This is a genomic window from Kitasatospora sp. NPDC085895, from assembly GCF_040702125.1.
Classification (GTDB): domain Bacteria; phylum Actinomycetota; class Actinomycetes; order Streptomycetales; family Streptomycetaceae; genus Kitasatospora; species Kitasatospora arboriphila.
Window position 1 is genome coordinate 102,445 of the sequence record NZ_JBFBJY010000007.1, and the last position, 25,985, is coordinate 128,429.

The 25,985-nt window shown below is 73.6% G+C and carries 22 protein-coding genes and 2 pseudogenes; 8 read left to right on the forward strand and 16 right to left on the reverse strand.

Translation table 11 applies throughout. From position 1 onward, the window contains the following. Positions 1-20: 20 nt before the first annotated feature. From AB0442_RS06670 to AB0442_RS06685, 4 genes are all read right to left on the reverse strand, one after another. Positions 21-1,235, reverse strand: coding sequence for a SpoIIE family protein phosphatase (locus AB0442_RS06670; protein WP_366161058.1), 1,215 nt, complete (start codon positions 1,233-1,235; stop codon positions 21-23). After that, positions 1,232-1,693 (reverse strand): universal stress protein, encoded by a 462-nt coding sequence (locus tag AB0442_RS06675; RefSeq protein WP_366161060.1) that lies wholly within the window; start codon positions 1,691-1,693, stop codon positions 1,232-1,234. Before AB0442_RS06675 ends, AB0442_RS06670 begins: the two co-directional genes overlap by 4 nt. Positions 1,694-1,927: 234 nt before the next feature. Then, a complete protein-coding gene (locus tag AB0442_RS06680; protein WP_366161062.1) occupies positions 1,928-3,208 on the reverse strand; it encodes a DnaJ C-terminal domain-containing protein in 1,281 nt (426 codons plus the stop codon). A 185-nt stretch (positions 3,209-3,393) separates the two neighbouring features. Beyond that, the gene (locus AB0442_RS06685; RefSeq protein ID WP_366161063.1) at positions 3,394-3,801 is read right to left on the reverse strand and encodes a cation transporting ATPase C-terminal domain-containing protein; all 408 of its coding nucleotides are present in this window, start codon (positions 3,799-3,801) and stop codon (positions 3,394-3,396) included. 119 nt (positions 3,802-3,920) lie between these two features. Between AB0442_RS06685 and AB0442_RS06690 the strand changes: the two genes are divergently transcribed. After that, the gene (locus AB0442_RS06690) at positions 3,921-4,454 is read left to right on the forward strand and encodes a DUF4383 domain-containing protein (protein ID WP_366161065.1); all 534 of its coding nucleotides are present in this window, start codon (positions 3,921-3,923) and stop codon (positions 4,452-4,454) included. Positions 4,455-4,659: 205 nt separating this feature from the next. On the opposite strand, the gene AB0442_RS06695 is transcribed toward AB0442_RS06690, so the two are convergent. Next, positions 4,660-5,388 (reverse strand): alpha/beta fold hydrolase, encoded by a 729-nt coding sequence (locus tag AB0442_RS06695; RefSeq protein ID WP_366161066.1) that lies wholly within the window; start codon positions 5,386-5,388, stop codon positions 4,660-4,662. 90 nt (positions 5,389-5,478) lie between these two features. Further along, a pseudogene (locus AB0442_RS06700) lies at positions 5,479-5,622 on the reverse strand (fasciclin domain-containing protein); the annotation flags it as partial. 782 nt (positions 5,623-6,404) lie between these two features. On the opposite strand from AB0442_RS06700, the gene AB0442_RS06705 reads away from it, so the two are divergent. Next, positions 6,405-6,644: a hypothetical protein gene (locus AB0442_RS06705; RefSeq protein WP_366161068.1), complete on the forward strand. Its 240-nt coding sequence runs from the start codon at positions 6,405-6,407 to the stop codon at positions 6,642-6,644. A 246-nt stretch (positions 6,645-6,890) separates the two neighbouring features. Here AB0442_RS06705 and AB0442_RS06710 read toward each other — a convergent pair whose 3' ends face one another. The 5 genes from AB0442_RS06710 to AB0442_RS06730 all read right to left on the reverse strand — a co-directional run bounded on the left by AB0442_RS06710 (position 6,891) and on the right by AB0442_RS06730 (position 14,596). Continuing rightward, a complete protein-coding gene (locus AB0442_RS06710) occupies positions 6,891-7,565 on the reverse strand; it encodes a CBS domain-containing protein (RefSeq protein ID WP_366161070.1) in 675 nt (224 codons plus the stop codon). Positions 7,566-7,783: 218 nt separating this feature from the next. Continuing rightward, the gene (gene pflA / locus AB0442_RS06715; protein WP_366161072.1) at positions 7,784-8,596 is read right to left on the reverse strand and encodes a pyruvate formate-lyase-activating protein; all 813 of its coding nucleotides are present in this window, start codon (positions 8,594-8,596) and stop codon (positions 7,784-7,786) included. 30 nt (positions 8,597-8,626) lie between these two features. Further along, a complete protein-coding gene (pflB, locus tag AB0442_RS06720; RefSeq protein ID WP_366161073.1) occupies positions 8,627-10,894 on the reverse strand; it encodes a formate C-acetyltransferase in 2,268 nt (755 codons plus the stop codon). A 58-nt stretch (positions 10,895-10,952) separates the two neighbouring features. Continuing rightward, positions 10,953-13,589, reverse strand: a complete 2,637-nt coding sequence (gene adhE / locus AB0442_RS06725; RefSeq protein WP_366161074.1) for a bifunctional acetaldehyde-CoA/alcohol dehydrogenase — start codon at positions 13,587-13,589, stop codon at positions 10,953-10,955. A 206-nt stretch (positions 13,590-13,795) separates the two neighbouring features. Next, the gene (locus tag AB0442_RS06730; RefSeq protein ID WP_366161076.1) at positions 13,796-14,596 is read right to left on the reverse strand and encodes a universal stress protein; all 801 of its coding nucleotides are present in this window, start codon (positions 14,594-14,596) and stop codon (positions 13,796-13,798) included. A 261-nt stretch (positions 14,597-14,857) separates the two neighbouring features. Here AB0442_RS06730 and AB0442_RS06735 point away from each other — a divergent pair, with 261 nt between their 5' ends. The 3 genes from AB0442_RS06735 (at position 14,858) to AB0442_RS06745 (ending at position 18,000) form a co-directional block, all read left to right on the forward strand. Continuing rightward, a complete protein-coding gene (locus AB0442_RS06735; RefSeq protein WP_366161077.1) occupies positions 14,858-16,447 on the forward strand; it encodes an oleate hydratase in 1,590 nt (529 codons plus the stop codon). A gap of 367 nt (positions 16,448-16,814) precedes the next feature. Further along, entirely contained in the window at positions 16,815-17,513 is a 699-nt protein-coding gene (locus AB0442_RS06740; protein ID WP_366161079.1) for a response regulator transcription factor, read from the forward strand. A 91-nt stretch (positions 17,514-17,604) separates the two neighbouring features. Further along, positions 17,605-18,000 carry a pyridoxamine 5'-phosphate oxidase family protein gene (locus AB0442_RS06745; RefSeq protein ID WP_366161081.1) on the forward strand — a complete coding sequence of 132 codons (396 nt, stop codon included), beginning with the start codon at positions 17,605-17,607 and terminating at the stop codon, positions 17,998-18,000. Between the two features lie 47 nt (positions 18,001-18,047). On the opposite strand, the gene AB0442_RS06750 is transcribed toward AB0442_RS06745, so the two are convergent. The 5 genes and pseudogenes from AB0442_RS06750 to AB0442_RS06770 all read right to left on the reverse strand — a co-directional run bounded on the left by AB0442_RS06750 (position 18,048) and on the right by AB0442_RS06770 (position 22,726). Next, a complete protein-coding gene (locus AB0442_RS06750) occupies positions 18,048-19,760 on the reverse strand; it encodes a GAF domain-containing protein (protein WP_366161082.1) in 1,713 nt (570 codons plus the stop codon). 156 nt (positions 19,761-19,916) lie between these two features. Beyond that, the gene (locus tag AB0442_RS06755; RefSeq protein ID WP_366161084.1) at positions 19,917-21,035 is read right to left on the reverse strand and encodes a serine hydrolase domain-containing protein; all 1,119 of its coding nucleotides are present in this window, start codon (positions 21,033-21,035) and stop codon (positions 19,917-19,919) included. A gap of 112 nt (positions 21,036-21,147) precedes the next feature. Beyond that, on the reverse strand, positions 21,148-21,819 hold the full coding sequence (locus AB0442_RS06760) for a DUF4097 family beta strand repeat-containing protein (protein WP_366161086.1): 672 nt from the start codon (positions 21,817-21,819) through the stop codon (positions 21,148-21,150). A 252-nt stretch (positions 21,820-22,071) separates the two neighbouring features. Next, positions 22,072-22,221 (reverse strand): annotated as a pseudogene (locus tag AB0442_RS06765) (potassium-transporting ATPase subunit C); the annotation flags it as partial. 166 nt (positions 22,222-22,387) lie between these two features. After that, positions 22,388-22,726 carry a hypothetical protein gene (locus AB0442_RS06770; RefSeq protein ID WP_366161088.1) on the reverse strand — a complete coding sequence of 113 codons (339 nt, stop codon included), beginning with the start codon at positions 22,724-22,726 and terminating at the stop codon, positions 22,388-22,390. 441 nt (positions 22,727-23,167) lie between these two features. Between AB0442_RS06770 and AB0442_RS06775 the strand changes: the two genes are divergently transcribed. From AB0442_RS06775 to AB0442_RS06785, 3 genes are all read left to right on the forward strand, one after another. Beyond that, positions 23,168-24,025 (forward strand): DUF4097 family beta strand repeat-containing protein, encoded by an 858-nt coding sequence (locus AB0442_RS06775; protein ID WP_366161090.1) that lies wholly within the window; start codon positions 23,168-23,170, stop codon positions 24,023-24,025. A gap of 64 nt (positions 24,026-24,089) precedes the next feature. Further along, the gene (locus AB0442_RS06780) at positions 24,090-25,091 is read left to right on the forward strand and encodes an ATP-binding cassette domain-containing protein (protein ID WP_366161092.1); all 1,002 of its coding nucleotides are present in this window, start codon (positions 24,090-24,092) and stop codon (positions 25,089-25,091) included. Continuing rightward, on the forward strand, positions 25,088-25,879 hold the full coding sequence (locus tag AB0442_RS06785; RefSeq protein ID WP_366161094.1) for an ABC transporter permease: 792 nt from the start codon (positions 25,088-25,090) through the stop codon (positions 25,877-25,879). Before AB0442_RS06780 ends, AB0442_RS06785 begins: the two co-directional genes overlap by 4 nt. Positions 25,880-25,985 lie beyond the last annotated feature (106 nt).

The following is a 25,985-nucleotide window of genomic DNA, read 5'->3' on the forward strand; positions in this document are numbered from 1 at the left end:
GGCCCGCACACGGGGGCGGTTCACAGCCGGGCGACGACGAGGACCGTGTCGTCGGTGGCTCCGCCCGGCGGCAGCAGGTCGGCCAGCACGCTGTCGGCCAACGCCTCGGGAGGGTCGGATGCCCTCGCCGCGAGCGCCCGGGCAAGACGGTCGAGGCCGACGTCGATGTCCTCGCGGCGCCGCTCGACCAGGCCGTCGGTGTACAGGACGAGGGTGTCGCCCTCCTCGAAGGCGACGGTGGCCTGGGGCCGTGAGAGGTGTTCCGGGCGGGCACCGAGCGGGGGGTCCGTGGCCCGGTCGAGGAATTCGAAGGAACCGTCGGACCGCAGCAGCACCGGCGGCGGGTGGCCGGCGCTGCTGTAGGTGACCGTTCCGACCCCGTGGTCGATGAAGGCGGTCGCGGCGGTCGTGTTCTCCGCGCCCTCGACGGAGCGCGAGTACAGGCCGAGTACCTCGAGGGACTGCGCCGGGCCTTCGGTGACGCGCGAGGCGGCGCTGAGGGCGCTGCGGAGCTGGCCCATGACACCGGCCGCGGCGAGCCCGTGCCCGACGACGTCGCCGACGGCGATCGCCGTGCGGTGCCGGGGCAGGGCGACCAGGTCGTACCAGTCGCCGCACACGTTCAACGTGCCGACGGCCGGCCGGTACCGCACGGCCGCCCGCAGCTGTTCGAGCGGTGCGGGAGCCGGCAGCATCGCCGCCTGCAGGGCGAGGGCGACCTCGCGTTCGCGGGCATGGGCCTCACGCAGGCGCTCGTTCAGCGCTTGGAGTTCGCGGGCCCTGGTGTAGAGCTCGGCCTCCAGGACGCGGGCGCGGTTCCCCTCGGGGTGGCCGTGCGCCTTGATCAGTTCCGTGATCTCCTCGACCCGGTGCACCAGGAGCGCCACCCTGCCGTCGGGCCCGAGCACGGGCGCGTTGACCGGGCTCCAGTAGCGCTCCTGCCACTCGCCGGGCCGCTCCAGGCTCTCGACGTCGTACCGCTGGAGCGCCATGCTGTCGCGTTCGCCGGTCGCCAGGACGCGGTGCAGCGAGGCCCCCAGGTTGCGTGCTCCGGTGGCTTCGGGGTCGTTCGGGTTGTCCGGGAACACGTCGAACAGGTACCGGCCGACGAGTTGGTCGCGCGTCCGCCCGGAGAGCTGCAGGAACTCCTCGTTCGCGTCCGCGTACACCAGGTCTGGGGTGAGCAGGGCGACCATGCCCGGCAGGGCCCGGAAGACCGCCGCGTAGTCGATCACCTGTCCTTCGCCGGCTCTCGGTCGGAGTCCGGACGGACGACGACCACGGGGCAGCGGCCGTGGTGCACGCAGTGCTGACCGACGGAGCCCAGCAACGCCTCGGCGAAGCCGCCGTGGCCGCGGTTGCCGACGACCAGCAGGTCGGCCCCCTCGGACGCCTCCAGCAGGGCGGCTGCGGGATGGCCCTGTACGACGAGCTGTCGGACCTGACCGTCGCCGCCGGTGACCTTGCCGACGGCCTCGGCCAGGCAGCGACGCGCATCGCCCTCCAGGTCGACGCCCTCCAGGATCGGCGACGGCCAGCCGTAGCCGGTGGGATAGTCCCAGGCGATCAGCGCGTCGACCGTGCCGCCGACCAGGCCGGCCTGGCGGACGGCCCAGCGCAGGGCCTGCTCCGCGGCCGGCGAGCCGTCCACGCCGACCACGATCCGCGGTGCCCTGCCGGTTCCGTCGTCCACTGCGCACCTCCGTGTTCGCGGCCGCCGTCCGCGAGCGGCACCGGCCGTGCTCCGAGCTCGACCGGTGATCGAGCGAGCCGCACCATCACGCGCCGGTCCGGCGGCGCAGGCCGCCTTCCACGCTACGCACACCGGCGGCCCCGCTCCTCGCCGAAGGCTCCGCCATCCGGACCATGCGGCCCGGCAGCACCACCCGCGCGGGCGGTCGATCCGGCCGACCGGTTCGAGAACGCCTCACGTCCCGTCGTGCGGTCCGCCGCCCCGTCGCCTCCGCCACCGGTGCCACCAGTGGTGCCGGACGGTCCGGTCCGCACCGGGCGGCTCCGGAACCAGGGCGCCGGTCTCCGTCTGCGGGGGCACGCCACGGGTGGCGGGCGGGTGCGGGGCGTGGAGGGCGGCCAGTCTGCGGTAGAGCTCCTGCTCCTCCTCGGCGGGGTGTCCCGGTACGCGGACGGCGACCGACACCCGGAGGCTGCCCCGGCCCCGGCCCTCGGCGCGCGGCAGGCCCAGGCCGGGCAGGTCGAGCACGGCCCCCGGCTGGGTACCGGGCGGAACGGTGAGCGGGACGGGGCCGTCCGGCCCGGGGACGGTCGGCGTCGCGCCGAGAACGGCCTGGTGCACCGGGATCTCCAGCCGGTACCACAGGTCCGCCCCCTGGCGGGTGAAGCGCGGATCGGCGGCCGTCCGCACGGTCACGTACGCGTCGCCCGGCCGCCCGCGCGCGCCCGGCGGCGGCATGCCCCTGCCGGGCAGCCTGAAGATCGTGCCCTCCGCGACGCCGGCCGGGATCCGGAAGCTGACCGGGTCCTCGACGACCGCCCTGCCCGAACCGGCGCAGTTGCTGCAGGGGTGCCGGACCACGGTGCCCCGGCCGCCGCACGCCCGACAGGTCGCCACCTGCTGCAGGACGGTGCTGCCGCGGCGGCGCTCGGTGACCTGCTGACCGCTGCCGCGGCAGCGGGGGCACTGCCGCGGTGCACCGTCGGCGGCACCCGTCCCGCCGCAGTCCGGGCAGGCGGCGGGCCGGCGGACGGTCACCGCCCCGGTGGATCCGGTCATCACGGCCGAGAGCGGCACGGTCAGTTCGAGTTCGATGTCCGCGCCCCTTTCCGGAGCCGATCCCGCGCCACCGCCCGGCGGCGCCCCGAACGGGCCGTCGAACAGGTTGCCGAAGACGTTGCCGCCCCCGCCGAAGGCCCTGTCCCCGGTGCCGCCTCCGAACACGTCACCACCGAACACGTCGCCGAGGTCGAGCCCCGCCAGCAGGTCCTCGACGGACACGGCGGTGGGCCGGGCCGTGCCGCGCCGGTCGTACTCGTCGCGCCGCTCCGGGTCCGACAGCACGCCGTAGGCCTCCGCGACCTCCTTGAACCGGTCCTGCGCGCCCGGTTCGGTGCTGAGGTCGGGGTGGTAGCGGCGGGCGAGCTCGCGGAAGGCCCGCTTCAGCGTCTTCGGGTCCGCATCGCGGGGCACGCCCAGCACGTCGTAGTAGTCCCTGCCACGGGTGGTCGCCATGGATCCAGCGTCGCTCCCGCGCCGCTCTGCCGTGAGGGCCGACCGGCCCCACCGACCCGGCGGCCGGACCCCGTCCACGGGCGCGGGCCTCCGGCGCCCGGCTATCCGTGCCGCATGGTCGGGTCGAACCGGGTGGCGGCGAAGGCGACCAGCGCGGCGGCGGCGACGGCCGTGCCGAGACCGGGTCACGGGACGGCGCCGTGCCGAGCACGTCCTGGAGGGCCGGGCAGGTACGGGGCTGCGAGGCTGAGCGCCGTCGCCAGGACGCCGAGGCGCAGCACGCCCTGCCACAGCAGCCCGGCGCCCAGGGCGTGCTCGCGCGGGGATCTCGGCGGTCGGCTCATGGTCCGCGCGGCGACCGGCTCGGCGCCCACCGCCACACCGGTCAGGCCGTGGGTCAGCAGGTTGATCCACAGGATCTGGCCGGCCCGCAGCGGCAGCGGGAGTCCCACGGCGGGGCCGAGCAGCATGACGAGGACCTCGGCCGCACCGCCCGACATCGCGAACAGCAGGAAGCGGCGGATGTTGTCGTTGACCCGCCGGCCCTCCTCGATCGCGGAGACCACGGTGGCCAGTTCGTCGTCCGCCGGCACCAGGTCGGCGGCCTGCCGCCCGGTTCATCGATGCGGGAACGGTGCGACAGGGGGCGCCAGGTGTCGGCGGCGAGAGTGGAGGCCAACGGTCCCGCGTGAACACCCTCTGGAGTGCGGTCATGGACTTTCGCGACGAACTCCCCGTCGACCACCGGCTCGCCCGGGTCTACCGGATCGGCGCCGGCCTCTGCGGCGCCATGCTGCTCGTCTTCGGCTGCCTCGGCCTCGCCGACGGCCTCGACTTCTTCAGCACCGACGGGCAGAGCATCGCCGGCCTGTCCAGCAACGGCCTGCTCAGCCTCGTCTCGATCGTCACCGCTGCCGCGCTGATCACCGGCGCGGTCATCGGCGGCAACACCGCCTCGACGATCAACATGACGGTCGGCGTCCTCTTCGTGCTCAGCGGATTCGCCAACCTGGCGCTGCTGGACTCCGACGCCAACCTCCTGGCGTTCCGCATGCCCAATGTGCTCTTCAGCTTCGCCATGGGACTCGTCATCGCCACCTTCGGCATGTACGGCCGGGTCAGCGGCAAACTGCCGCTGGACAACCCCTACTGGCGGCACCGCCACCCCGAGACGGTCGCCACGGGCCGTACCGCGGCCCTGAGCACGGCCGCACCCCGGCACGGGATCAGCGGACCGACGGTTTGAGACGGACCGGCAGCCCGGGCCCGCACAACGGGCCCGGGCTCTGCGCCGTTCCGGGCGCCGTCGCCCGGTGGCGGTGGTTCCGTTCGGCGGCAGCGTACGGCGCACGGTCGCGGGCCGTCCCTCCGGAAGTCCGGTCGTCGGCGCCCGACGTTCGGGCGGCGCCCTTCCCGCGCCACGGCGGCGCCACGGTCGGCACGGGCGAGCCCTACACCGGATGGCGCGAGTTCCGCAGGTACGGCGGCCGGGGCGGGCTGTCCGGGCCGACCGGGGTCGCGGAGGCCAGGAAGAGCGGCGCGCCGGTGAGGACGGCCGCGACCGCGTCGACCGTGAGCCGGTGCCAGCCCCCGGCGTCGCGCAGCATGGCGTGGCCTCCGCGCGGCATGGCCACCGTTCCCACGCGGGCGCGGGCGGCAGCGGCGCGCCGGGCCAGCGCCCAGGACTGCTCGGCCGAGGTCACGCGGTCGTGCTCGTCGTGGAGGATCACCAGGCTCCGTCCGGCCAGATGGGCGACGGGCTCTCCCGGCGGGCACCAGGGTGCCAGCGCGACCACGCCTCGGACGCCGGGGCCGTCGGCAACGGCGATCGCCGCCCGGCCGCCCATCGAGTGGCCCACCAGGGCGACGGGACGACCGGGTGCGAGGGCGGCCACGCCCGCCAGGGCGCGGCGCGCGTCCTGGACCGGATGGGCGGCCGGGCCGTTCCAGCCACGGTGGCGGTAGCGGACCCTGGCGAGCAGCACGACGTCGCCCGGCAGCCCCCGGCGCAGCGCCCGCGCGAACAGGTCCATGCGACGCGCGGGCAGGTTGAGGCGGGTCGGGGGGCCGAGCGAGTCGGCGCGGCCGCCGTGCAGCAGGACCACCACGGCCCTCGGGTCGGCGGGGACGTGCAGGAGGTCGAGCGCGCCGGCCGTCGGCGCTGCGGTGGGCCTGGTCATCGGCTCTTCTCCTGTTCGGGCCGGCGGAGTGGAGGGGCGCAGCCCCGGCAGGGAGCGGCGCAGGGGCCGGGGCTGCTCCCTGCCGGGCGGTCAGGACGGGGGCACGAGGACGGTGTCGACGATGTGGACGGTGGCGTTCGCGGTCCGAACGTTGCCGCACAGCACCTTCGCGTTGCCGTTGACGGTGAAGTCCGCTCCGGAACCGGTGGCGTTCACGGTGCTGCCTTCGCAGGCTCTCGTGGTCGCCGGGCAGTGCGCTCGGAGCGAGCCGCTCGGGCACGACGTGGCAGGACCTGCTGCGGGACACGGCGGACACGAAGGTGCTCCTCACGACAGGGCCTGGGCCGGACGCAGCGCTGCTTCCGACCGGACGGGTGTGGCTGCGTTGTTCGGTCCCGGGGCGGACGGCTCGCGCCGGTGCCCGGTGGATGCCGCGATCACCTGCCACATGAGCCCTTCGGCACCGGCGGGGCCGGGGATTGGTGGAACCTCTGTACCAGCCGGACGCGTGAGGTGGCGATGGTCGCCGCCCGGTCCCGTCGTGCGGGGAGCACGCCGGGATCCGTGTCGTGCGGCCCACGGACGGCGGGCCTGCCACGGGTCGGGCCCGGTTGCGCCGAGGCCCCGATCCACGGCCGGCGGGTGCTGATCCGTTGCCCGGACGGTCCCGGGTCGGCGCACGAACCGGAGCGGTTGCCCGCCCGTCGGGATGCGCCCACGCCGCGGTCGGAGCCGGGCGTCCCGGCCGCGCGCCCGTCGGACCGTTCGCCGCAGTTGCTCCGTCGAGGCCACGGCGGGTGCTCCGTCCGGGGCCCGCACGGCGGGTGCCTGACGCCCGTTCACCCCGGGCCGCCGCTCCGGCCGGCGCAGCAGCACGCCGGACCCGCACGCCCGGGCCCGTGGTGCAGCATGCGCGGAAGCGCCGCCCCCGACTCGGTGCAGGATCGCTGCGAGTACGGGCCGGCAAGGGATCCACCGATGGTGGGAGACAAGAACCTCTCGCCAAGGAGCAGATCATGTCTGTCGTTAGGAAGCTTCACGAGGCCGGTCTGACCAGCGAGCACGCCTACACGGCCGCGTTCGCGTCGATCGGTCTGTCGCTGCTCAGCTGGGGCATCTCGATGAAGGCGGAACAGGCCGGTGTCGAACGGGCCGACCGCTGGGGCATCTTCGTCGGTGAGTGGGCGCCGACGTTCTTCGCCCTGGGCCTCGCCCTGGCGAACCACGAGAAGACCTCGGCCGATGCCTTCGGATAGACCCACCGGGCGGCACCTGCCGCCCGCCACCGCCCGAGGCACGCCCCGCTCCGGGCGGCCGACGGCCGTTCAGTGCCAGGCGGTGTTCCGGTCCTGAGTCGCGGGCCCGGGCCCGGGACGGTCCGGCCGCTCACCGTCCGTCTCGTCGCTCCCCCGTCGGCACCGCCCTCGGCGGCGGTATCGTCCAGCGGTGTGCTTCCCCCTCCGGCTCCGGGGCACTGCACCGGGCCTCTCCGTGCCGGGCGGTCAGCGGGCCGGGTCGGGGACGCCGGTACCCGCCCGCCGGTGGTCGAGGAGGCAGTTCACGCCGACGACGCCGTCCACGCTCCGGCACAGCCGCTCCACCACCGGTACCTGGCCGCGGTGGTCGACGGTGCCGGTCAGGGTGACGAGCCCGTCGCGCACCCGGACGTCGAGGGTGTCCGGGTCGATGTCCAGCGTGCGGCGGAGGACGTCGTGCCGGATCTCCTCGCGGATCGCCCGGTCGTGGCGGAGGAAGACGCGCAGCAGGTCGCTGCGGCTGACGACGCCCACGAGCCGTCCCGCCTCGTCGACGACCGCGAGCCGCTTGAGCCCCTTGCCCTGCATCAGCCGGGCGGCCTCGACCACCGTCCACTCGGGACGGGCGCACACCGCCGGCGCGGTCATCAGGCCCTCCGCGGTGGTGGCCCGGCTGCGGGCGCGTTCCGCGGCCGCCAGCTGCGGGGTGAGCAGCAGTCCGGCGGGGTCCTCCCGGGCGGCCTCGTTGAGCAGCAGGTCGGCCTCGGAGACCAGGCCGAGCGGCCGGTCCTCGTCGTCGAGCACGGGCACGGCGGTGATGTCGTGCTCGGCGAGCAGCCGGACGATCTCCTTGAAGGCGGTGTCGGGCCGTACGTGGACGACGGCGGAGGTCATCAGCTCTCCGACCAGGCGGTGTCGCATGGGCTCTGTTCCCTTCTGGTTCCGGCGGCCCGGGCGGCCGCCGCGTCGGTACGGTCGTGCACGGCCGTCGCTCCTCACGGGTCCGGCCTGTCCCCTCAACCATGCTGTGTCCGGCGGCGGTTGGTGAGGGCCGTGCGGGCCCGCCGCGCCGGGACCTTCAGCCCGTCCGCGCGCCCGCACCGCCGGCCCGGGGCGGGTCACGACGCGGCGGCGGGGCGTCAGACGACGTACAGGCCGTGGGCGGCGAACACCGCGCGGGCGGCGGCGGTCTGCCCGGCGGTGGGCACGGGCGTGTCGGCGAGCGTGAACTCCAGGCCGAGTGCGCGCCACTTCTCCGCGCCGAGCCGGTGGAAGGGCAGCACGTCGACCCGCGAGACGTTGCCCAGCGAGGCGGTGAAGGCGGCCACGCCCTCGACGTTCTCCGGGCGGTCGGTCAGCCCGGGGACGAGGACGAAGCGCACCCACACCTCCTTGCCGAGGTCGGCCAGCCGGCGGGCGAAGGTCAGCGTCGGTCCCAACTCGCGGGCGGTCAGCCGACGGTAGAGCGAGCGGTCCCACGACTTGATGTCCAGCAGGACGAGGTCGGTGTCGGCGAGCAGCGCGTCGGTGGCCCGGGAACCGAGGTAGCCGGAGGTGTCCAGTGCGGTGTGCAGGCCGAGTTCGTGCTTGAAGCGGTGCAGGAGTTCCCCGGTGAAGACCGACTGCAGCAGCGGCTCGCCGCCGCTGACGGTGGCGCCGCCGCCGGAGACGGCGATGAAGTCGACGTACTTGGCGGCCTCCCCGACGACCTCGTCCGCGAGGACGCGCCGCCCGTCCCGCATGTACCGGGTGTCGGGGTTGTGGCAGTACTGGCAGCGCAGCGGGCATCCGGCGAGGAAGGCCACGAAGCGGGTGCCGGGGCCGTCGACGCCGGTGGAGAGGTCCCAGGAGTGGAACATCCCGCCCGGCTCGCGGCGGGTGACGGCGGCGGCCGGTGTGGCGGCGGACCCGGGCCGGTCCGGTGTCCTCACGGGAACGGGGGTTTCGGACATGGCAGGCTCCCGGGGTGCGGCGGGCCGCTGCTACAGCGAGCCGTGGAAGGTGCGGTTGACCACGTCGAGCTGCTGCTCACGGGTCAGCCGGACGAAGTTGACCGCGTAGCCGCTGACCCGGATCGTCAGCTGCGGGTACTTCTCCGGGTGCGCCATCGCGTCCAGCAGGGTGTCGCGGTTCAGCACGTTGACGTTCATGTGGAAGCCGCCGCAGGCGGTGTAGCCGTCCAGCACGCCGACGAGGTTGCGCACCCGCTCCTGCTCCGTGCGGCCGAGCGCGTCGGGGGTGACGGTGCTGGTCAGCGAGATGCCGTCCTCGGCCTGCGCGTACGGCAGTTTGGCCACCGACAGGGCACTGGCGACGTACCCGTGGCGGTCCCGGCCGTTCATCGGGTTGGCGCCCGGGGAGAAGGGCTCGCCGGCCCGCCGGCCGTCCGGGGTGGCCCCGGTCTTCTTGCCGTAGACCACGTTGGAGGTGATGGTCAGCACCGACTGGGTGTGCTCCGCCTGCCGGTACGTGGGGTGCTTGCGCACCTTGCGCATGAACTCCTCGACCAACCACACGGCGATGGAGTCCGCCCGGTCGTCGTTGTTGCCGTACGCGGGGTAGTCGCCCTCGACGACGTAGTCCACCGCGAGGCCGCTCGCGTCGCGGACCGGCTTCACCGTCGCGTACTTGACGGCGGACAGCGAGTCCGCGGCCACCGCGAGGCCGGCGATGCCGCAGGCCATGGTGCGCCGCACCGCCCGGTCGTGCAGGGCCATCTCCAGGCGCTCGTAGGCGTACTTGTCGTGCATGTAGTGGATGACGTCGAGCGCGTGCACGTACGTCTCGGCGAGCCACTCCAGCTGCTCGTCGAACCGGGCGAGCACCTCCTCGTAGTCGAGGACCTCGGCGGTGACGGCGCCCGTCCGCGGGCCGACCTGCACCCCCGACACCTCGTCCCGGCCGCCGTTGATCGCGTAGAGGAGGGTCTTGGCGAGGTTCACCCGGGCGCCGAAGAACTGCATCTGCCTGCCGACCGTCATCGCCGAGACGCAGCAGGCGATCGCGGTGTCGTCGCCGAAGCGGGGCCGCATCAGCTCGTCCGACTCGTACTGCACGCTGGAGGTGTCGATCGACACCTTGGCGCAGAACTCCTTGAAGCCCTCCGGCAGTCCGGGCGACCAGAAGACGGTCATGTTCGGCTCCGGCGCCGGGCCCAGGTTGTAGAGGGTCTGCAGGTACCGGAAGGAGGTGCGGGTGACCAGCGGCCGGCCGTCCTCGCCGATGCCGCCGATCGACTCGGTGACCCAGGTCGGGTCGCCGGAGAACAGCTCGTCGTACTCGGGGGTGCGCAGGAAGCGGACGATCCGCAGCTTGACGACGAAGTCGTCGACGAGCTCCTGGGCCTGCTCCTCGGTGAGCAGCCCGGCCGCGAGGTCGCGCTCCAGGTAGACGTCGAGGAAGGTGGCGGTGCGGCCGAGCGACATCGCGGCGCCGTTCTGCTCCTTCACCGCCGCGAGGTAGGCGAAGTACAGCCACTGGACGGCCTCCCGGGCGGTGGTGGCCGGCCCGGAGACGTCGTGCCCGTAGGACGCCGCCATCCGCTTGAGCTCGCCCAGCGCCCTGATCTGCTCGGCGAGTTCCTCGCGCTCGCGGATCGTCTCCTCCAGTGCGCCGGGGTCGCGGGGGGCGGCGTCGAGTCCGGCCTTCTCGGCCCGCTTGGCCTCGATCAGCCGGTCCACGCCGTACAGCGCGACCCGGCGGTAGTCGCCGATGATCCGGCCGCGGCCGTAGGCGTCCGGCAGGCCGGTGATGACACCGGCCTTGCGGGCGGCCAGGATCTCGGGGGTGTAGGCGTCGAAGACGCCGTCGTTGTGGGTCTTGCGGTAGGTGGTGAAGACCTTCTCCAGCTCCGGCGACACCGGGTAGCCGTAGGTGCGCAGGGCGCCCGCCACCATCCGCCAGCCGCCGTTCGGCATGATCGCCCGCTTCAGCGGGGCGTCGGTCTGCAGGCCGACGATCAGCTCCCGCTCCCGGTCGATGTATCCGGGTGCGTGCGCGGTGATGCCGGAGGGCACGTCGTACGCGACGTCGTACACGCCCTTGGCGCGCTCCTCGGGGAAGCGGTCGGTGATCCGCTTCCACACCGCCAGGGTCCGCTCGGTCGGGCCGGCCAGGAAGGCCGCATCGCCCTCGTAGGGGGTGTAGTTGTGCTGGATGAAGTCGCGGACGTCGATCGCGTCTCGCCACAGGCCGCCCCGGAAGCCGTCCCAGGCTCCGCGGGTGGCCGTCTCCGTCTGCCGGACCGTCATCGTCCTTGCTCCCGTCGTGTTGTCGTCGGAACGGTCGTGCTGCTCGGGCCGTCGGCGCTCAGCCCCGGGTGCCGTAGTAGGCCCGGGTCATCAGCTGCTGCATGTCGGCGAGCATCGGCAGCCGCGGGTTGGCCGGGGCGCACTGGTCCTCGTAGGCGTTCATCGCCTGCCGGGGCAGCGCCGCCAGGAACGCCGCCTCGTCCACGCCCGCCTCCTTGAAGGACCGCGGGATGCCGACCCGGTCGCGCAGGTCCTCGACGGCCGCGGCGAGCGACTCCACGCCCTGCTCCGGCGTGGCGGCGGGCAGGCCGAGCGCCTCGGCGACGGCCCGGTAGCGTTCCGGTGCCGCGTAGCTGCGGTACTTGGGCCAGCTGGTGACCTTGCCGGGCGCGGCGCCGTTGTACCGGATCACGTGCGGCAGCAGCAGGGCGTTGGTCCGCCCGTGCGCGATGTGGAAGGTGGCGCCGAGGGTGTGCGCCATGGCGTGCACCACGCCGAGGAAGGCGGAGCCGAAGGCCATGCCGGCGATGGTGCCGGCGTTGTGCATCTTCTCGCGAGCCACCGTGTCGTTCGGCCCGTCGGACACCGCCCGCTCCAGGTGCTCGAAGATCAGCCGGATGCCCTGCAACGCCAGGCCGTCGGTGAAGTCGTTGGCGTAGACCGACACGTAGGTCTCGATGCAGTGGGTGAGGGCGTCGAAGCCGGAGTCCGCGGTGACGTCCTTCGGCAGCCGGGTGGTGAGCGCCGGGTCGACGATCGCGACGCTCGGGGTGAGCGCGTAGTCCGCCAGCGGGTACTTCTGGCCGGTGGCGGTGTCGGTGATCACCGCGAACGGGGTGACCTCGGACCCGGTGCCCGAGGTGGTGGGGATGCACACCAGCTTCGCCTTCTCCCCCAGGTCGGGGAAGGTGAAGGCGCGCTTGCGGATGTCGAAGAACTTCTCCTTCAGGTCGGCGAACTCGACCTCCGGGTGCTCGTACATCAACCACATCACCTTGGCGGCGTCCATCGGCGACCCGCCGCCGAGCGCGACGATCGTGTCGGGCCGGAAGTCCCGCATGAGCTCGGCGCCCTTGCGGACGGTGTCGATGCTGGGGTTGGGCTCGACGAAGTCGACCACCCGCACCTCGACGGGCTCGCTGCGGCGGTCGAGGACGCCCCTGATCCGCTCCAGGTGGCCGATCTCGACCATCGTCCGGTCCGTGACGACGACGATCCGGCGGGCGTTCGGCATGCTCGCCAGGTACGTGATCGAATTGCGCTCGAAGTAGATCTTCGGCGGGACCTTGAACCACTGCATGTTGGTGTTCCGCCGGCCGATCCGCTTGATGTTGAGGAGGTTCGGTGCCGACACGTTGCCCGACACCGAGTTGTGCCCGTAGCTGCCGCAGCCGAGCGTCAGCGAGGGGGTGAAGGCGTTGTAGACGTCGCCGATGCCGCCCTGGGAGCTGGGCGCGTTCCAGATGATCCGGCAGGCCTTCACCGCGTGCCCGAACTCCTCGACGAACGCGGTATCCTCGGTGTGCACCGCCGCCGTGTGCCCGAGCCCGTTGAACTCCACCATGGCGGCCGAGAGTTCGACGCCTTCACGGCGCGATCCCGCGGTCAGCACCGCCAGCACGGGGCACAGCTTCTCCCGGGTCAGCGGCTCGAACGGCCCCACCCGCTCGACGTCCACCAGGATCACCGAGGTGTCCGCCGGCACCTCGAACCCCGCCGCCTCGGCGATCTGCGCCGCCGAGCGGCCCACCACCCCGGGGTTCAGCCGCTCCCCGGCGCAGGAGGTGCCGTCCGCGGAGCCGAACAGGTGGCGCTCCAGCAGGGCCTTCTCCTCGGCACTCGCGTGGTGCGCCTTCAGCGTGCGGAACTCGGCGAGTGCGGCGTCGCGGATCTCCGCGTCGAGGACGACCGCCTGCTCCGAGGCGCAGATCATCCCGTTGTCGAAGGTCTTGGACAGGACGATGTCGTTGACCGCCCGCTTCAGGTCGGCACTCCGCTCGACGTACGCGGGGACGTTGCCCGCGCCGACGCCGAGGGCCGGCTTGCCGCACGAGTAGGCGGCGCGGACCATCGCGTTGCCGCCGGTGGCCAGGATCGTGGCGACGTCCGGATGGTTCATCAGCGCCTGGGTGGCCGCCATCGACGGCTCCTCGATCCACTGGATGCAGTGCTCGGGCGCCCCGGCCGCCACCGCGGCGTCGCGGACGATCCGCGCCGCCTCCGCGGAGCAGCGCTGCGCCGCCGGGTGGAAGGCGAAGACGATCGGGTTGCGCGTCTTCAGGGCCAGCAGGCTCTTGAAGATCGTGGTCGAGGTGGGGTTGGTCACCGGGGTGACACCGGCGACGACACCGACCGGTTCGGCGATCTCCACGATGCCCTCGATGTCGTCGCGGCGCACCACCCCGACCGTCCTCGTCCGGGCCATCACATGGGTGACGTTCTCGCAGGCGAAGACGTTCTTGACCGCCTTGTCCTCGAACAGCCCGCGCCCGGTCTCCTCCACCGCCAGGACCGCGAGACCGGTGTGCTGGGCCAGCGCGGCCAGGGACGCCTTCTTGACGATGTGGTCGATCTGTTCCTGGGTGGAGTCCGCGTACTCCCGAAGTGCCGTCAGGGCGTGTGCCACGAGCGTGTCGACGGCCGGCGCGGCGCCGCCCGGAGCGGGCGGCTGCACGGTGTGCGGGCGGCGGGTCATGGCAGGACCACCTTTCAGTGGGATCGTCCGGAAAGCGGCGGCCGGCGGGTCGTGCCCGGCTCTCGACGAGAAGCTTCCTGCGCGCGGCACGGGCCCGGGATGCGCCGATGGGGACCGGGTCTTCGGGCCGAAGGTCCCTTCTCGGCAGCCGGCCGCAGGGCCGTTGGTCCGCCGGTCCGCCCGGGTGGGAGTCCGCGCGCTCGTGCTCACGACCCCGGCACGACCGCCACGGGGCAGGCGGCGTGGTGCAGAACGGCATGGACGACCGGGCCGAGCGGGATCACGGAGCCGACGGGCCGGCGCCCCAGCACCATCAACCGCGCCTTGGCGGACACGTCCACCAGCACCCCGGCCGGCCCCCCGCCCTCGACGTCCTCCAGCACCTCGACCTCCGGGTTGAGCGCCTTCCACGGCTCCAGGGCGGCGGCCAGCAGCCGGGCCTCACCGCCGGGGCCAGCCGGGCGTGCGGCCCCGGCGTGGACGGCCCGCAGCGGCAGGCCGTACCGGTGCGCGGCCGCGAAGGCGAAGCCGAGGGCCGCGTCGGCGGGGCGCCGCGCGTCCACCCCGACCGCCACGAACTCGCGGGGATGCGGCCCGGCGGCCTCCACCGGCAGCACCACCGTGGGGCAGCCCGTCCGGGCGACGACCTGCAGCGCGGTCGAGCCGACCCGCAGGTCCGGGAAGCCGCCGGTCCCCCGTGCCCCGAGCACCACGAGGTCCGCGTCCTCGCCCGCCGTGAGGAGCGCGGGGGCGGCGGTGTCGTGGGCCTGCTCGGTGCGCATCCGCAGCCGCGGGTGACGTACCGCCAGGACGTGGGCCACCTCGTGCAGCAGGTCGCCCGCCGGTCGGACGGCCACGGCACCGGCGGGGAGCAGATGGGGCATCAGCGGGAGGGCGTGCAGGACGCGCAGCGACCGGTCGCGCAGCAGCGCCTCGCGGGCGGCCCAGTCGGCGGCCGCCGTCCCGGCCTCGGATCCGTCGACGCCGACGGTGACGGGAAGGTCCACGGTGAATCGTCTCCTCTCGACCCCCCTCCGTTCCGGGCCGAGCCCGGGGGCGGCCCCGTCGGACGGGCGGCCCGCACCCATCATCACCCGGTGCAACCGTCCGGTCACAGGGCCCACCGGGCCGGATCTGCCGCGCCCCGACCGGGACCTGCGGCCCCCGCGGAGGGACTGCAGGGCCCTGTCGGCGGCGGTCGCGCAGCGACCAGGCTGGACGGCGCCTGCCGACGGCGCAGGCGCACTCCACGACGACCGGGACGAGGCATGATCGACAGCGGACGCACCACCAAGGCGTATCTGGTCGGCGGCGGGATCGCCGCCCTGGCAGCCGCGGCCTTCCTGATCCGGGACGGCGGCGTCCCCGGTGAGAACATCCGCATCCTGGAGCAGATGCCCCTCGCCGGCGGCTCGCTCGACGGGCGGAAGGCGCCGGACGGGGCGTACGTGACCCGCGGCGGGCGGATGCTGGAGGACGAGGCGTACACGTGCCTGTGGAACCTCCTGGAGTCGATCCCGACCCTGGACGATCCGAACGTCTCCGTCCGCCAGGAGGTCGCCGACTTCAACCGGGCGGTGCCGACGGACGCCAGAGCCCGGCTGATCGACCGCGACCACCGGATCGTCGACGCGTCGCGGCTCGGCCTCGACGCCCGCGACCGGCTGGAACTGGCCCGCCTGCTGGTCACACCCGAGTCGGCGATCGGCGCCCGGCGGATCGACGAGTTCTTCTCCGAACACTTCTTCGCCACCAACTTCTGGGCGATGTGGCGGACGACCTTCGCCTTCCAGAACTGGCACAGCGCAATCGAGCTCAAGCGCTACTTCCTGCGCTTCCTCCAGGAGTTCCCGCGCATCCACACCCTGGCGGGCGTCCGTCGCACCCGGTTCAACCAGTACGACTCCGTCGTGCGGCCGCTCACCAAGTGGCTGCTGGAGCGCGGCGTGCGGATCGAGCAGGGCGTGACCGTCACCGACGTCGACTTCACCGAGAGGGACGGCATCCGCCGCGCCGGGCGCCTCCACCTGCGGCGGGCGAGCGGCCCGGAGACCGTCGAGCTCGCCGAGCCGGACCTGGCCTTCATCACGCTCGGTTCGATGACCGCCGACGCCTCCTTCGGCGGGGACGACACCGTCCCGGAGCTCGTCCGCGACAAGCGCGACGGCAGCTGGACGCTGTGGGAGACGCTGGCCCTGAAGGCGCCCGACTTCGGCCGGCCGTCGGTCTTCAACGGCAGCGTCGCCGAGGCCGCCTGGGAGTCGTTCACCCTCACCATGCGCAGCCCCGCCCTGCTCAAGCGGATCGAGGAATACAGCGGTAACGCCCCGGGCACCGGCGCGCTGATGACCTTCAAGGACTCGCCGTGGCTGATGTCGATCGTCGTCCCCCGCCAGCCGCACTTCGACGGCCAGCCCGAGGGCGTGTTCACCCTGTGGGGGTACGGCCTGTTCATGGACGCTCCCGGTGACTTCACCGGCAAGCCCATGGCCGCATGCACCGGGCGGGAGATCCTCACCGAACTGCTCGGCCAGCTGGGCTTCGACGACATCGCGGAGGAGGTGCGCGCCTCCACCACCGTCACCTCCGTGATGATGCCCTACATCACCAGCCAGTTCGCCCGCCGCTCGACGCACGACCGGCCCAGGGTGATCCCGCACGGCGCGCGGAACTTCGCCTTCCTCGGCCAGTACGTCGAGATTCCGGAGGACGTCGTCTTCACCGTCGAGTACTCGGTGCGCGGCGCCATGCACGCCGTCCACCAGCTGCTGGGACTCGACCTGCCGGTGCCACCGGTGCACCACGCCCTGGCGGAGCCGGCGACCGTGCTCGCGGCCCTGCGGACCGCGTTCGCCTGAGCCACGCCGCCTCGTCCGCCGGCCGCACCGCGGAGCGCGGCCGACTGCGGGACCGGCAGGAACCGGGAACGGCCCGACCGCTGTTCCCGGTTCGGCGTTTCCGTGTCCTGCCGGCGCCCTGCAGCCCGGAGCGATCAGCCCGCACCCGCACGGCTCGGCACCACCGGGGTGCCGGCGGCACCCGTCACGTCCGAGCGGGCACCTCCCTGGGCAGGGCCGCCCGGACACGCCGTCACCGGGGCGCATAATGGGGTCCGTTGCCGGGGTTGCCGGGCCGCCCGGCCCGGTGTCCTCCGGGAGCCCCCGGCACACTGCCGACGGTCCCACCCGCTGCCCCGACGGCGGGTCCGAGAGTTACGGAGACGCGATGACGGGCAGTACGGAGGCCCAGGCGAGCACCCCGATCACGGTGTTCCTCCTCGACGACCACGAGGTCGTCCGGCGCGGCGTGCACGACCTGCTGGACTCCGAGCCCGACCTCACGGTCATCGGCGAGGCCGCCACCGTCGAACAGGCCCTGGCCCGCGTGCCGGCGCTGCGCCCCGACGTCGCAATCCTGGACATGCGGCTGCCCGACGGCGACGGCGTGACCGTCTGCCGCGAACTGCGCTCGAAGATGCCGGAGCTGGCGTGCCTCATCCTGACCTCCTTCGACGACGAGGAGGCACTGCTGGACTCGATCATGGCCGGCGCCTCCGGCTACGTCCTCAAGCAGATCACCGGCACCGACCTGGTCTCGGCCGTCCGCACGGTCGCCGCCGGCCAGTCCATGCTCGACCCCGGTGCCACCACCCGCCTGATGGCCCGCCTGCGCGGCGACACCGCCCCGCCGGCCTCCGACCTGCCCGCTCTCACGGACCGGGAGCGGGAGATCCTCGCGCTGATCGGCGAGGGGCTCACCAACCGGCAGATCGGCGAGCGCCTCTACCTGGCGGAGAAGACCGTCAAGAACCACATCTCCCGGCTGCTGGCCAAGCTCGGCGTCGAGCGCCGCGTCCAGGCCGCCGTCATCGCCACCCAGGCCCTGGCCGCCCACGGCCAGGCGGACGGCCGGACCGCCCGCTGACGACCGGGCCCGGCGCGGCGGGCCGCCCGGCCGTCCGACCGGGGCCGAAGGCCCCTGCCCCGCGCGGCGGGCCCGGGCGACCATCGGTGTCATGACCCCTGACTCCGCACCGCTGGGCGAGTGGCACTCCCTGCGTCTCCTGGCCACGTCGTCGATCGGGCGCGTCGTCTACACCGTCGGCGCGCTGCCCGCCGTCCTGCCGGTCAGGTACCGGCTCGACGACGACGGCAACGTGCTCGTGCCCGCCACCGCCGGGTCGGAGTTCCTCCGGGCCGTGGCGGACGCGCTGGTCGCCTTCCAGGCCGACGAGGTGAGCGAGGCGGACGGCAGCGGCTGGAGCGTCACCGTCCTCGGCAGGGCCGAGGTGACCGGCCCCGGGGCCGTGGCCGGGTCACACCCCCGGCCCGCCGACCGGGTCACCGTCCGCATCCACTCCGAACTGGTGACCGGACGCCTCCTCGCCGACGTGACGCCCCCTCCGCCCTGACACGACACCGGTGGCCGCTCCCGCCGGCGAGCACCGGACCGGTGGGCTCAGCGTCCCAGCGGGGCCGACCAGACGAGCCTGGTCCCGCCGTCCGCCGGGTTCGACAGTTCGAGCAGCCCGCCGAGGCCCTCGGCGCGTTCGGCCATGTTCCGCAGGCCGCTGCGCCGTCCCTGCTCGGGGATGCCGACGCCGTCGTCCAGCACGGCGAGCACCACCTGCTGCCCGGTGGCGCGGAGCGACACCTCCACCCGGCCGGCCCGGGCGTGCCGGGCGGCGTTGCTCAGGGCCTCGGCCAGCACCGCCACCACGTGGTCCGCGACCTCCCCCGGGACGTCGGTGTCGAGCAGGCCCTCCATGCTCAGCCGGGGCGCGAATCCGAGGGTGGCCTGTGCCTCCTCGACCGCCCGGACCACCCGGGCCCGCAGCCCGCGCCCGGTCTCGTCCCCCCGGGCCCGCAGGCCGAAGATGGTCGACCAGATGATCTTGATGGTCTCGTCCAGGTCGCCGACCGCCCGGAGCACCCGGTCGGAAGCCCCGGCGTGGTCGATCAGCCGGGCGGCGCTCTGCAGCGTCATGCCGGTGGCGAACAGCCGCTGGATCGCCAGGTCGTGCAGGTCCCGGGCGATCCGGTCACGGTCCTCCAGCATCGCCAGCTGTTCGGCGTCCCGGCGCCGCTCCCCCAGCTCCAGGGCCAGCGCGGCCTGGTCGGCGAAGCCCAGCAGCGGGCCGATCTCCCGCTCGGTGAAGGGCGGTTCGCCGGGCCGCCGGGCCAGCAGCAGCACACCCGCGCTCTCGCTGCCGGCCCGGCCCAGCGGAACGGCCACCGCCGCGCCGAGTCCCTGGAAGCGCCGCGGGCCGGCGGACAGCCGCGGGTCGTCGGCGAGGTCGGGGCTGGTCACCGGCTCGGCCCTCGCGACGGCCGCGCCCGAGAGCGTCCCCTCCGCCGGGACGACGAGACCCAGCCGTGCGGCACCGTCGCCGCCCAGCGCCAGCTCCACCCGCAGCGATCCGGTCCCGGCCACCGGCACCGAGACGTCCGCCAGCTCGGCGCCGGTGATCTCCCGCGCGCGCTGGGCGATCAGCCCGACCACCTCGGACCGGGAGCTCCCCGACAGCAGCGTGCGGGTGATCTCCGCGCTCGCGCTCAGCCAGCGCTGCTGGCGCTGCGCCTCCTCGTAGAGCCGGGCGTTGTCGATCGCCACGCCCGCCGCCACGGCGAGGGTCGCGATCACCGACTCGTCGTCGGCGTCGAACTCCTCCCCGCCGCGCTTGTCCGTGAGGTAGAGGTTGCCGAACACCTCGTCGCGCACCCGCACCGGCACCCCGAGGAAGGTCCGCATCACCGGGTGGTGCGCGGGACAGCCGAAGGACGCCGGGTGCTCCGACAGGTCGCGCAGGCGCAGCGCCTCGGGACGGCGGATCAGCTCCCCGAGCAGCCCCTTGCCGGTCGGGTAGGGGCCGATCCGGGCGATCTCCTCCTCCGACAGTCCCACCGTGAGGAACTGCGACAGCGTCTCGCCGTCGGGGCCGATCACACCGAGTGCGGCGTAGCGGGCGTCCACCAGCACGGCGGCGGCCTCGACGATCCGGCGCAGCACCTGGGTCAGGTCCAGTTCCCGGCCCACGGACAGCACGGCCTCCAGCAGGCTGTGCACCCGGTCCCGGGTGCCCCGGGCGGCGTCGATCCGGGCCTGGAGCTCCTCCAGCAGCTCGTCCAGCCGCAGCTGCGGAATCCTCGACCGCACCTCGTCACCGCCCACGCGGCCCTCCTCGTCCCTGGTTGCCGGCCGGTCGATTCTGGCAGATGAACGGCCTGACATGGCAGGGACGAACGGCACCCCTCGGCCCGGCCCGACCCGGCAGACCCGGGCGGCCCGGCCGGCCCCGCCACCCGGGCCGGATCCGGTTCGGCGTCGTCAGCCCGTGGTCCGCCCGTTGCCGAACACGGCCCTGATGAGCCGGTCCAGCGCCCCGGGGAACGCCTGTGCCGGGTCGACGTCGGCGTCGCCGGTGGTCAGCCCGGCGGTGAGGGTCCGGCTGCCGTCGGGGCTGGCGATCATCAGTGCGCCGTAGCCGCCGGGGGCGCCGCCGTTGTGGTGGACGACGGTACCGCCCTCCGGGCCGAGGTCCTGCACGAACAGGCCGAGGCCGTAGCCGAGCATGCCGTGCGGTGTGCGCATCTCGGTCAGCAGCGGGGCGGGCAGGAGCTTGCCGCCCAGCAGTGAGGAGAAGAAGGTGTGGAGGTCCCGGGTGGTGGAGATCATGTCGCCGGCGCCGGTCAGGAGGGTGAGGTTCTGGCGGGTGACGTCGACGACCTTCCACTGGTCGCCGTCCTGGTAGCGGTAGTAGCCGTGGGCGTGCGGCGCGGGCAGGTCCGGCGAGTCACCGGGCACCGCGGTGTCCCGGAGCCCGAGCGGCTGCAGGATCCGCAGCCGCATCTGCTCGGCGTACGAGCGGCCGGCGGCCTTCTCGATCAGCAGCACGGCCAGGGTGTAGTTGGTGTTGGAGTAGCTCTGGTCGGCCCCGGGCTCGAACCGGGCCGGCTTCGCGAGGGCGAACCGGACGAGTTCCTCCGGCCGGTGGCTGCGGAACCGGTCGTCCACCCACGGCTTGCCCGCCGCCGGGATGCCCGGCACGAAGGTCCCGTCGGGGTCGAGGTCGCCGGTGTAGCTGGCCAGCCCGCTGGTGTGCCGGAGCAGCATCCGCACGGTGATCCGCCCGTCCAGTCCGAGCTCGGGCAGGTGGTCGGCCACCGGGTCGTCCAGCCCGATCGCCCGGTCGGCGACCAGCTGCAGCACCAGGGTCGCGACGAAGGTCTTGGTGGTGCTGCCGATCCAGAACCGTCCGTCCGGCGGCGGCGGCGCCGCCTCGCCGAGCTTGCGCACTCCGGCGGTGCCGGCCCACGCACCCCGCTCGTCGTGGACGCGCATCTGCACCCCGGCGAACCCGGCGTCGACGAAGTCCTCGACGGCCTTCTGCAGGTCGGGACGGTCCTGTCCGGTGGCGTTCTCGGCGGTGCGCAGGGATTCACTCATGGTCGTTTCCTCGTCTCGTGTCGGAACGTGCCGGGTACTGACCGCGACCGCGGCGCCGTGGGAGGTGCGACTGCGCGCACCTCCCACGGTCCGGTCGGCCGGGCGGTGGTGGTCAGAGGCTGCGGGCGGTGATGTCGCCGGCGGCGGTGGTCGCGCGGATGGTCACGGCCGCGTCGGCGCCGTCGGTGTTCTTCAGGGAGTTGGCGATCCGGCCGAAGGCGGTGCCGGCGTCCAGTGCGGCGGAGACGCCGTGGGCGACGCCGACCTCGATCGCGCCGGAGCCGGTGCGCAGCACGAGGGTGCCGCGGACGGCCTCGGTGATGCGGAGGTCGCCCTGCTGGGTGCTGATCTCGGCGGGGCCGGTGAGGCGGCCGAGGGTGACGTCGCCGGACTGGAGGGTGAGGCGGGCGGCGGACGCCTCGTCGAGTTCGACGGTGCCCTGCGCGATCTCGACGGCGACCTCGCCGAGCCGTCCGGTGCCGTGGAACTCGGCGGCGGCGCCCTTCGCCTCGATGCGGGAGCCGGCGGGCAGGTGGACGGTCACCGAGACGGTGCCGGAGGTGCCGAGGATCCGGTTCCTCGCCGCGGGGGCCTCGATCCGCAGCACCCCGTCGCGGTGGGCGACCTCGATCAGCTCGGCCGCCTTCACGTCGCGGCCCTTGGCGGCGTCCGCGGGCAGGACCTCGACGGTGGTGTCGGCCCGGTCGGCCGCGACGAGCCGGACACGGCCCGCGGGGATGTCGAGGACGACGGTGACCGGGGCGGGGGTGTTGAAGGTGTGCATCGTGCTCTCCTTGACTGGCTGCGCTGGTTTCTGACATTGGAAACGCTACGTTGCATTCCAAGTTGTGGCAACCGACTCGTTGCATAAAATCTCGATATCAGCAGGTCAGAGCCGGTAAATCGTTGCAACAGCCACGGAACTAACGCAACGTCACGCACGCAGCCCGTTGCAATGAATTGAGCGTGAACGCTACTCCGGGGGCGGGCCGACTCCGGTCGGTGGCGCTGCCGGGCTGCCGCCACCCGAGGTCGTTCAGCGCCGTGTTGAGCAGGACGACGTTGATGCCGCCCCGGCCGAGGAAGCCGAACGGGCGGCCCTCGGTAGGTCCTCGCTGTTCGGGCCGAGGTCGGACGCGCCGGAAGCCTTCGACTCGTACGAGCCGGCCGAAGGTCGGGGCTGGAACCACTTCGGGCGAAGGGGACGATCAGGCCGCCGACGCCGTAGAGCCCGAGGTTCCGGGCCAGCAGCGAGCCGGTGTCGGAGGGGCGGTACTTGACGCCACGCAGGACGCCGCGTTGACGGCGGCGTCGTCCGCCGTCCAGTGACGACAGAGGGGAAGGGGCGCCCTTCAGGCTCGCGGGGCTTCGGCCTGCCCCGCCGACCGGGCGTTCGCGTCCTTGCGCTCCGCGAGGAGGAACAGCACCACTGCGGCGGCGATGAGGCCGAGGCCGGCGGCGGTGCAGGCCGTGACCGTGCCGACGGACGCGTCGGCGATCCGCGGGAGGCCGTTGAGGGGGGCGAGGGCGTAGCAGCAGAGGGCGCCGTGGGCGCGAAGCCGCATCCCGGCCCGTCGCCCCCGCATCCACGGCGGTGTCCAGCCGGCCAGCACCGCCACCGGAATCGGCAGCAGGAGCGCGGTGGACACTGCCAGCGCCGTCCAGTGGTACAGCGGATCGCCGTTCACCACACCCCCTCCCAGATGATCACCAGCCTAGGCGGCATCGGCGCGGCACGTCCATCATCGAATGCCGCGAAGCTCCGCATGGCGCCCGCAGCTCCCGCGTGGCGCCACATGGCGCCACGCGACGCCATCGCAGACCGCCGGCATCGGACAGGGCGTGAGTGGCGCCACAGCAGGCCCGTCCATCCCGGCGCGTTTCCGCAGGCCAGGACCGCCCCCACTGCAAGGCGCCACGGATGACACCACACAGGCTTGCGTATGGCGCCATAATGGTGCCATCATGGCGTCACGAACCTGGACCACCTGGTCTCGCCGACGACCGACCGGGCGCAGCTCGACGGCCGGGTGTGCCGACCGCGGCACCCCGCACCACCTCCGCCCCCCCATCCACACACACCGCGTCCCACCAGCGGGGACGTCCTGCAGAGCCGAGAGGACGGGACAGCCGTGCCTTCTTTCACCACCCCCGAACCGATCTCCGTGACCGCCACCGTGGAGGCCGGTTCCGTCCGGCTCACCGCCGGCGACCGCACCGACACCGTCGTCGAGGTGCTGCCCCGCGACCCGCAGAAGGACCAGGACGTGCGGGCCGCCGAGCGGACCCGGGTCACCTGCACGGACGGCGTCCTGACCGTCACCACGCCCAAGCAGCCCTTCTCGCTCCGCCGCTCCGGAACCGTCGACGTGACGGTCGAACTGCCGACGGGCTCGCACGTCGCCGTGGCCGGCTCCTGGACCCAGGTGCTCGGCGAGGGCCGGCTCGGCGAGGTCCGGGTGAGGACCTCCTCTGGCGACCTCCGCTTCGACACGACCGGCGCGCTGCACCTGGAGGCCTCGCACGGCTCGATCACCGTCGACCGGATCGAGGGCGCCGCCGAGATCAGCACCAGCTCCGGCAGCGTGCGCGTCGGCACCGTGGACGGCCCCGCCACCCTGAAGAACGCGCACGGCACCACCACCGTCGGCACCGCCCTCGGCGACCTCCGGGTGCGCGGCACCAACGGCGACATCGACATCGCCCACGCCGAGGCGTCCGTCACCGCCAGCACCGCCCACGGCACCCTGCGCCTGGGTGAAGTCGTCCGCGGCACGGTGCAGTTGGAGACCGCCTTCGGCTCGATCGAGGTCGGCGTCCGCAAGGGCACCGCCGCCTGGATCGACGCCGCCTCCGGTTCCGGGCAGGTCCGCAACGCGCTCGCCGCCGCCGGAGCCCCGGCCAAGGCCGAGTCGGAGGCCGAGGACACCGTCAAGGTCAGCGCCCGCACCACGCACGGCACCGTCGACATCCTCCGCGCCCGGGCCTGACCCGCGGCAGCACCGGCACCACCGTCCCCGCTCCAGCCACGCCAGCCTTCAACCGGAGGGCCCCATGCCTTCGTCCGCCATGCCCGCATCCAGGACGGACCTCGACCAGCAGCCGCCCGCCGCGATCACCGCCGCCGGTCTGCGCAAGTCCTACGGCGACAAGACCGTCCTCGACGGCATCGACCTGCACATCCCGGCCGGAAGCGTCTTCGCCCTGCTCGGCCCGAACGGCGCCGGCAAGACCACCGCCGTCAAGATCCTCTCCACCCTCGTCTCCGCCGACGGCGGCACGGCCCGGGTGGCCGGTCACGACCTCGCCGCCGACCCGCAGTCCGTCCGCGCGGCGATCGGCGTCACCGGCCAGTTCTCCGCCGTCGACGGCCTGATCACCGGTGAGGAGAACATGCTCCTCATGGCCGACCTGCACCACCTCCCCCGGCGGGAGGGACGGCGCGTCGCCGCCGAACTGCTGGAGCGCTTCGACCTCGCCGACGCCGCGACGAAGCCCGCCTCCACCTACTCCGGCGGCATGAAGCGCCGCCTCGACATCGCCATGACCCTGGTCGGCACGCCGAGCATCATCTTCCTCGACGAGCCCACCACCGGCCTCGACCCGCGCTCCCGCCAGAACATGTGGCAGATCGTCCGCGAGCTCGTCGCCGGCGGCACCACCGTCTTCCTCACCACCCAGTACCTGGAGGAGGCCGACGAACTCGCCGACCGCGTCGCCGTGCTGAACGACGGCCGGATCGCCGCCCACGGCACCGCCGAGGAACTGAAGCGGCTCGTCCCGGGCGGCCACGTCCGGCTCCGCTTCACCGACCCGACGGCGTACCGGTCGGCCGCCTCCGCCCTCCGTGACGTCACCCGCCACGACGAGGCGCTCGCGCTGCAACTCCCCAGCGACGGCAGCCAGCGCGACCTGCGCGCCGTCCTCGACCGGCTGGACGCGGCCGGCGTCGAGGCCGACGAACTCACCGTGCACACCCCCGACCTCGACGACGTGTTCTTCGCCCTGACCGGCGGCACCACCGTCCCCCACCAGGCCGAGGAGGCCTCCCGATGACTTCCCTGTCCCTCGCCGTCCGCGACTCCTCGACGATGCTGCGCCGCAACCTGCTGCACGCGCGCCGCTACCCGTCACTCACCCTGAACCTGCTGCTCACGCCGGTCATGCTGCTGCTGCTCTTCGTCTACGTCTTCGGCGACGTGATGAGCGCGGGCATCGGGGGCGTCGGGGCGGACCGGGCCGACTACATCGCCTACATCGTCCCGGGCATCCTGCTGCTGACCATCGGCGGCACCACGATCGGCACCGCGGTCTCCGTCTCCAACGACATGACCGAGGGCATCATCGCCCGCTTCCGGACCATGGCGATCCACCGCGGTTCCGTCCTGATCGGGCACGTCGTCGGCAGCGTGCTGCAGTGCGTCGCGAGCGTGGTCCTGGTCGGCGCCGTCGCGGTGGCGATCGGCTTCCGCGCCAAGGACGCCACCGCCCTGGAGTGGCTGGCGGCGCTCGGGCTGCTGACCCTGGTCGCCCTGTCGCTCACCTGGATCGCGGTCGGCATGGGCCTGGTCAGCCCGAACGCCGAGGCGGCCAGCAACAACGCCCTGCCGCTGATGGTCCTTCCGCTCCTCTCCAGCGCCTTCGTCCCCGTCCACTCCATGCCCGGCTGGTTCCAGCCCGTCGCCGAGTACCAGCCGTTCACCCCCGCCATCGAGACGCTGCGCGGCCTGCTGCTCGGCACCGGGATCGGCAACAACGGGTGGATCGCCCTCGCCTGGTGCCTGGCCCTCACGGTGCTCGGGTACCGCTGGTCGAAGCGGGTGTTCGACCGCGACCCGAAGTGACCGCACGGACTGCGGCCCCGCAGTCCCGCCCGTTCGAGGGGCGGCGTGTCCGACACCGAGTCGGTGCACGCCGCCCTTCGTCCGGGTCAACGGCCTGCGGGCATGC

Coding starts and splice junctions, on each gene's coding strand:
- AB0442_RS06680 (WP_366161062.1), bottom strand. CDS start 3,208: ATGGCGACCACCCGTGGCAGGGACTACTACGACGTGCTGGGCGTGCCC.
- AB0442_RS06690 (WP_366161065.1), top strand. CDS start 3,921: ATGGACTTTCGCGACGAACTCCCCGTCGACCACCGGCTCGCCCGGGTC.
- AB0442_RS06695 (WP_366161066.1), bottom strand. CDS start 5,388: ATGACCAGGCCCACCGCAGCGCCGACGGCCGGCGCGCTCGACCTCCTG.
- AB0442_RS06705 (WP_366161068.1), top strand. CDS start 6,405: ATGTCTGTCGTTAGGAAGCTTCACGAGGCCGGTCTGACCAGCGAGCAC.
- AB0442_RS06710 (WP_366161070.1), bottom strand. CDS start 7,565: ATGCGACACCGCCTGGTCGGAGAGCTGATGACCTCCGCCGTCGTCCAC.
- pflA (WP_366161072.1), bottom strand. CDS start 8,596: ATGTCCGAAACCCCCGTTCCCGTGAGGACACCGGACCGGCCCGGGTCC.
- pflB (WP_366161073.1), bottom strand. CDS start 10,894: ATGACGGTCCGGCAGACGGAGACGGCCACCCGCGGAGCCTGGGACGGC.
- adhE (WP_366161074.1), bottom strand. CDS start 13,589: ATGACCCGCCGCCCGCACACCGTGCAGCCGCCCGCTCCGGGCGGCGCC.
- AB0442_RS06735 (WP_366161077.1), top strand. CDS start 14,858: ATGATCGACAGCGGACGCACCACCAAGGCGTATCTGGTCGGCGGCGGG.
- AB0442_RS06740 (WP_366161079.1), top strand. CDS start 16,815: ATGACGGGCAGTACGGAGGCCCAGGCGAGCACCCCGATCACGGTGTTC.
- AB0442_RS06745 (WP_366161081.1), top strand. CDS start 17,605: ATGACCCCTGACTCCGCACCGCTGGGCGAGTGGCACTCCCTGCGTCTC.
- AB0442_RS06755 (WP_366161084.1), bottom strand. CDS start 21,035: ATGAGTGAATCCCTGCGCACCGCCGAGAACGCCACCGGACAGGACCGT.
- AB0442_RS06760 (WP_366161086.1), bottom strand. CDS start 21,819: ATGCACACCTTCAACACCCCCGCCCCGGTCACCGTCGTCCTCGACATC.
- AB0442_RS06780 (WP_366161092.1), top strand. CDS start 24,090: ATGCCTTCGTCCGCCATGCCCGCATCCAGGACGGACCTCGACCAGCAG.
- AB0442_RS06785 (WP_366161094.1), top strand. CDS start 25,088: ATGACTTCCCTGTCCCTCGCCGTCCGCGACTCCTCGACGATGCTGCGC.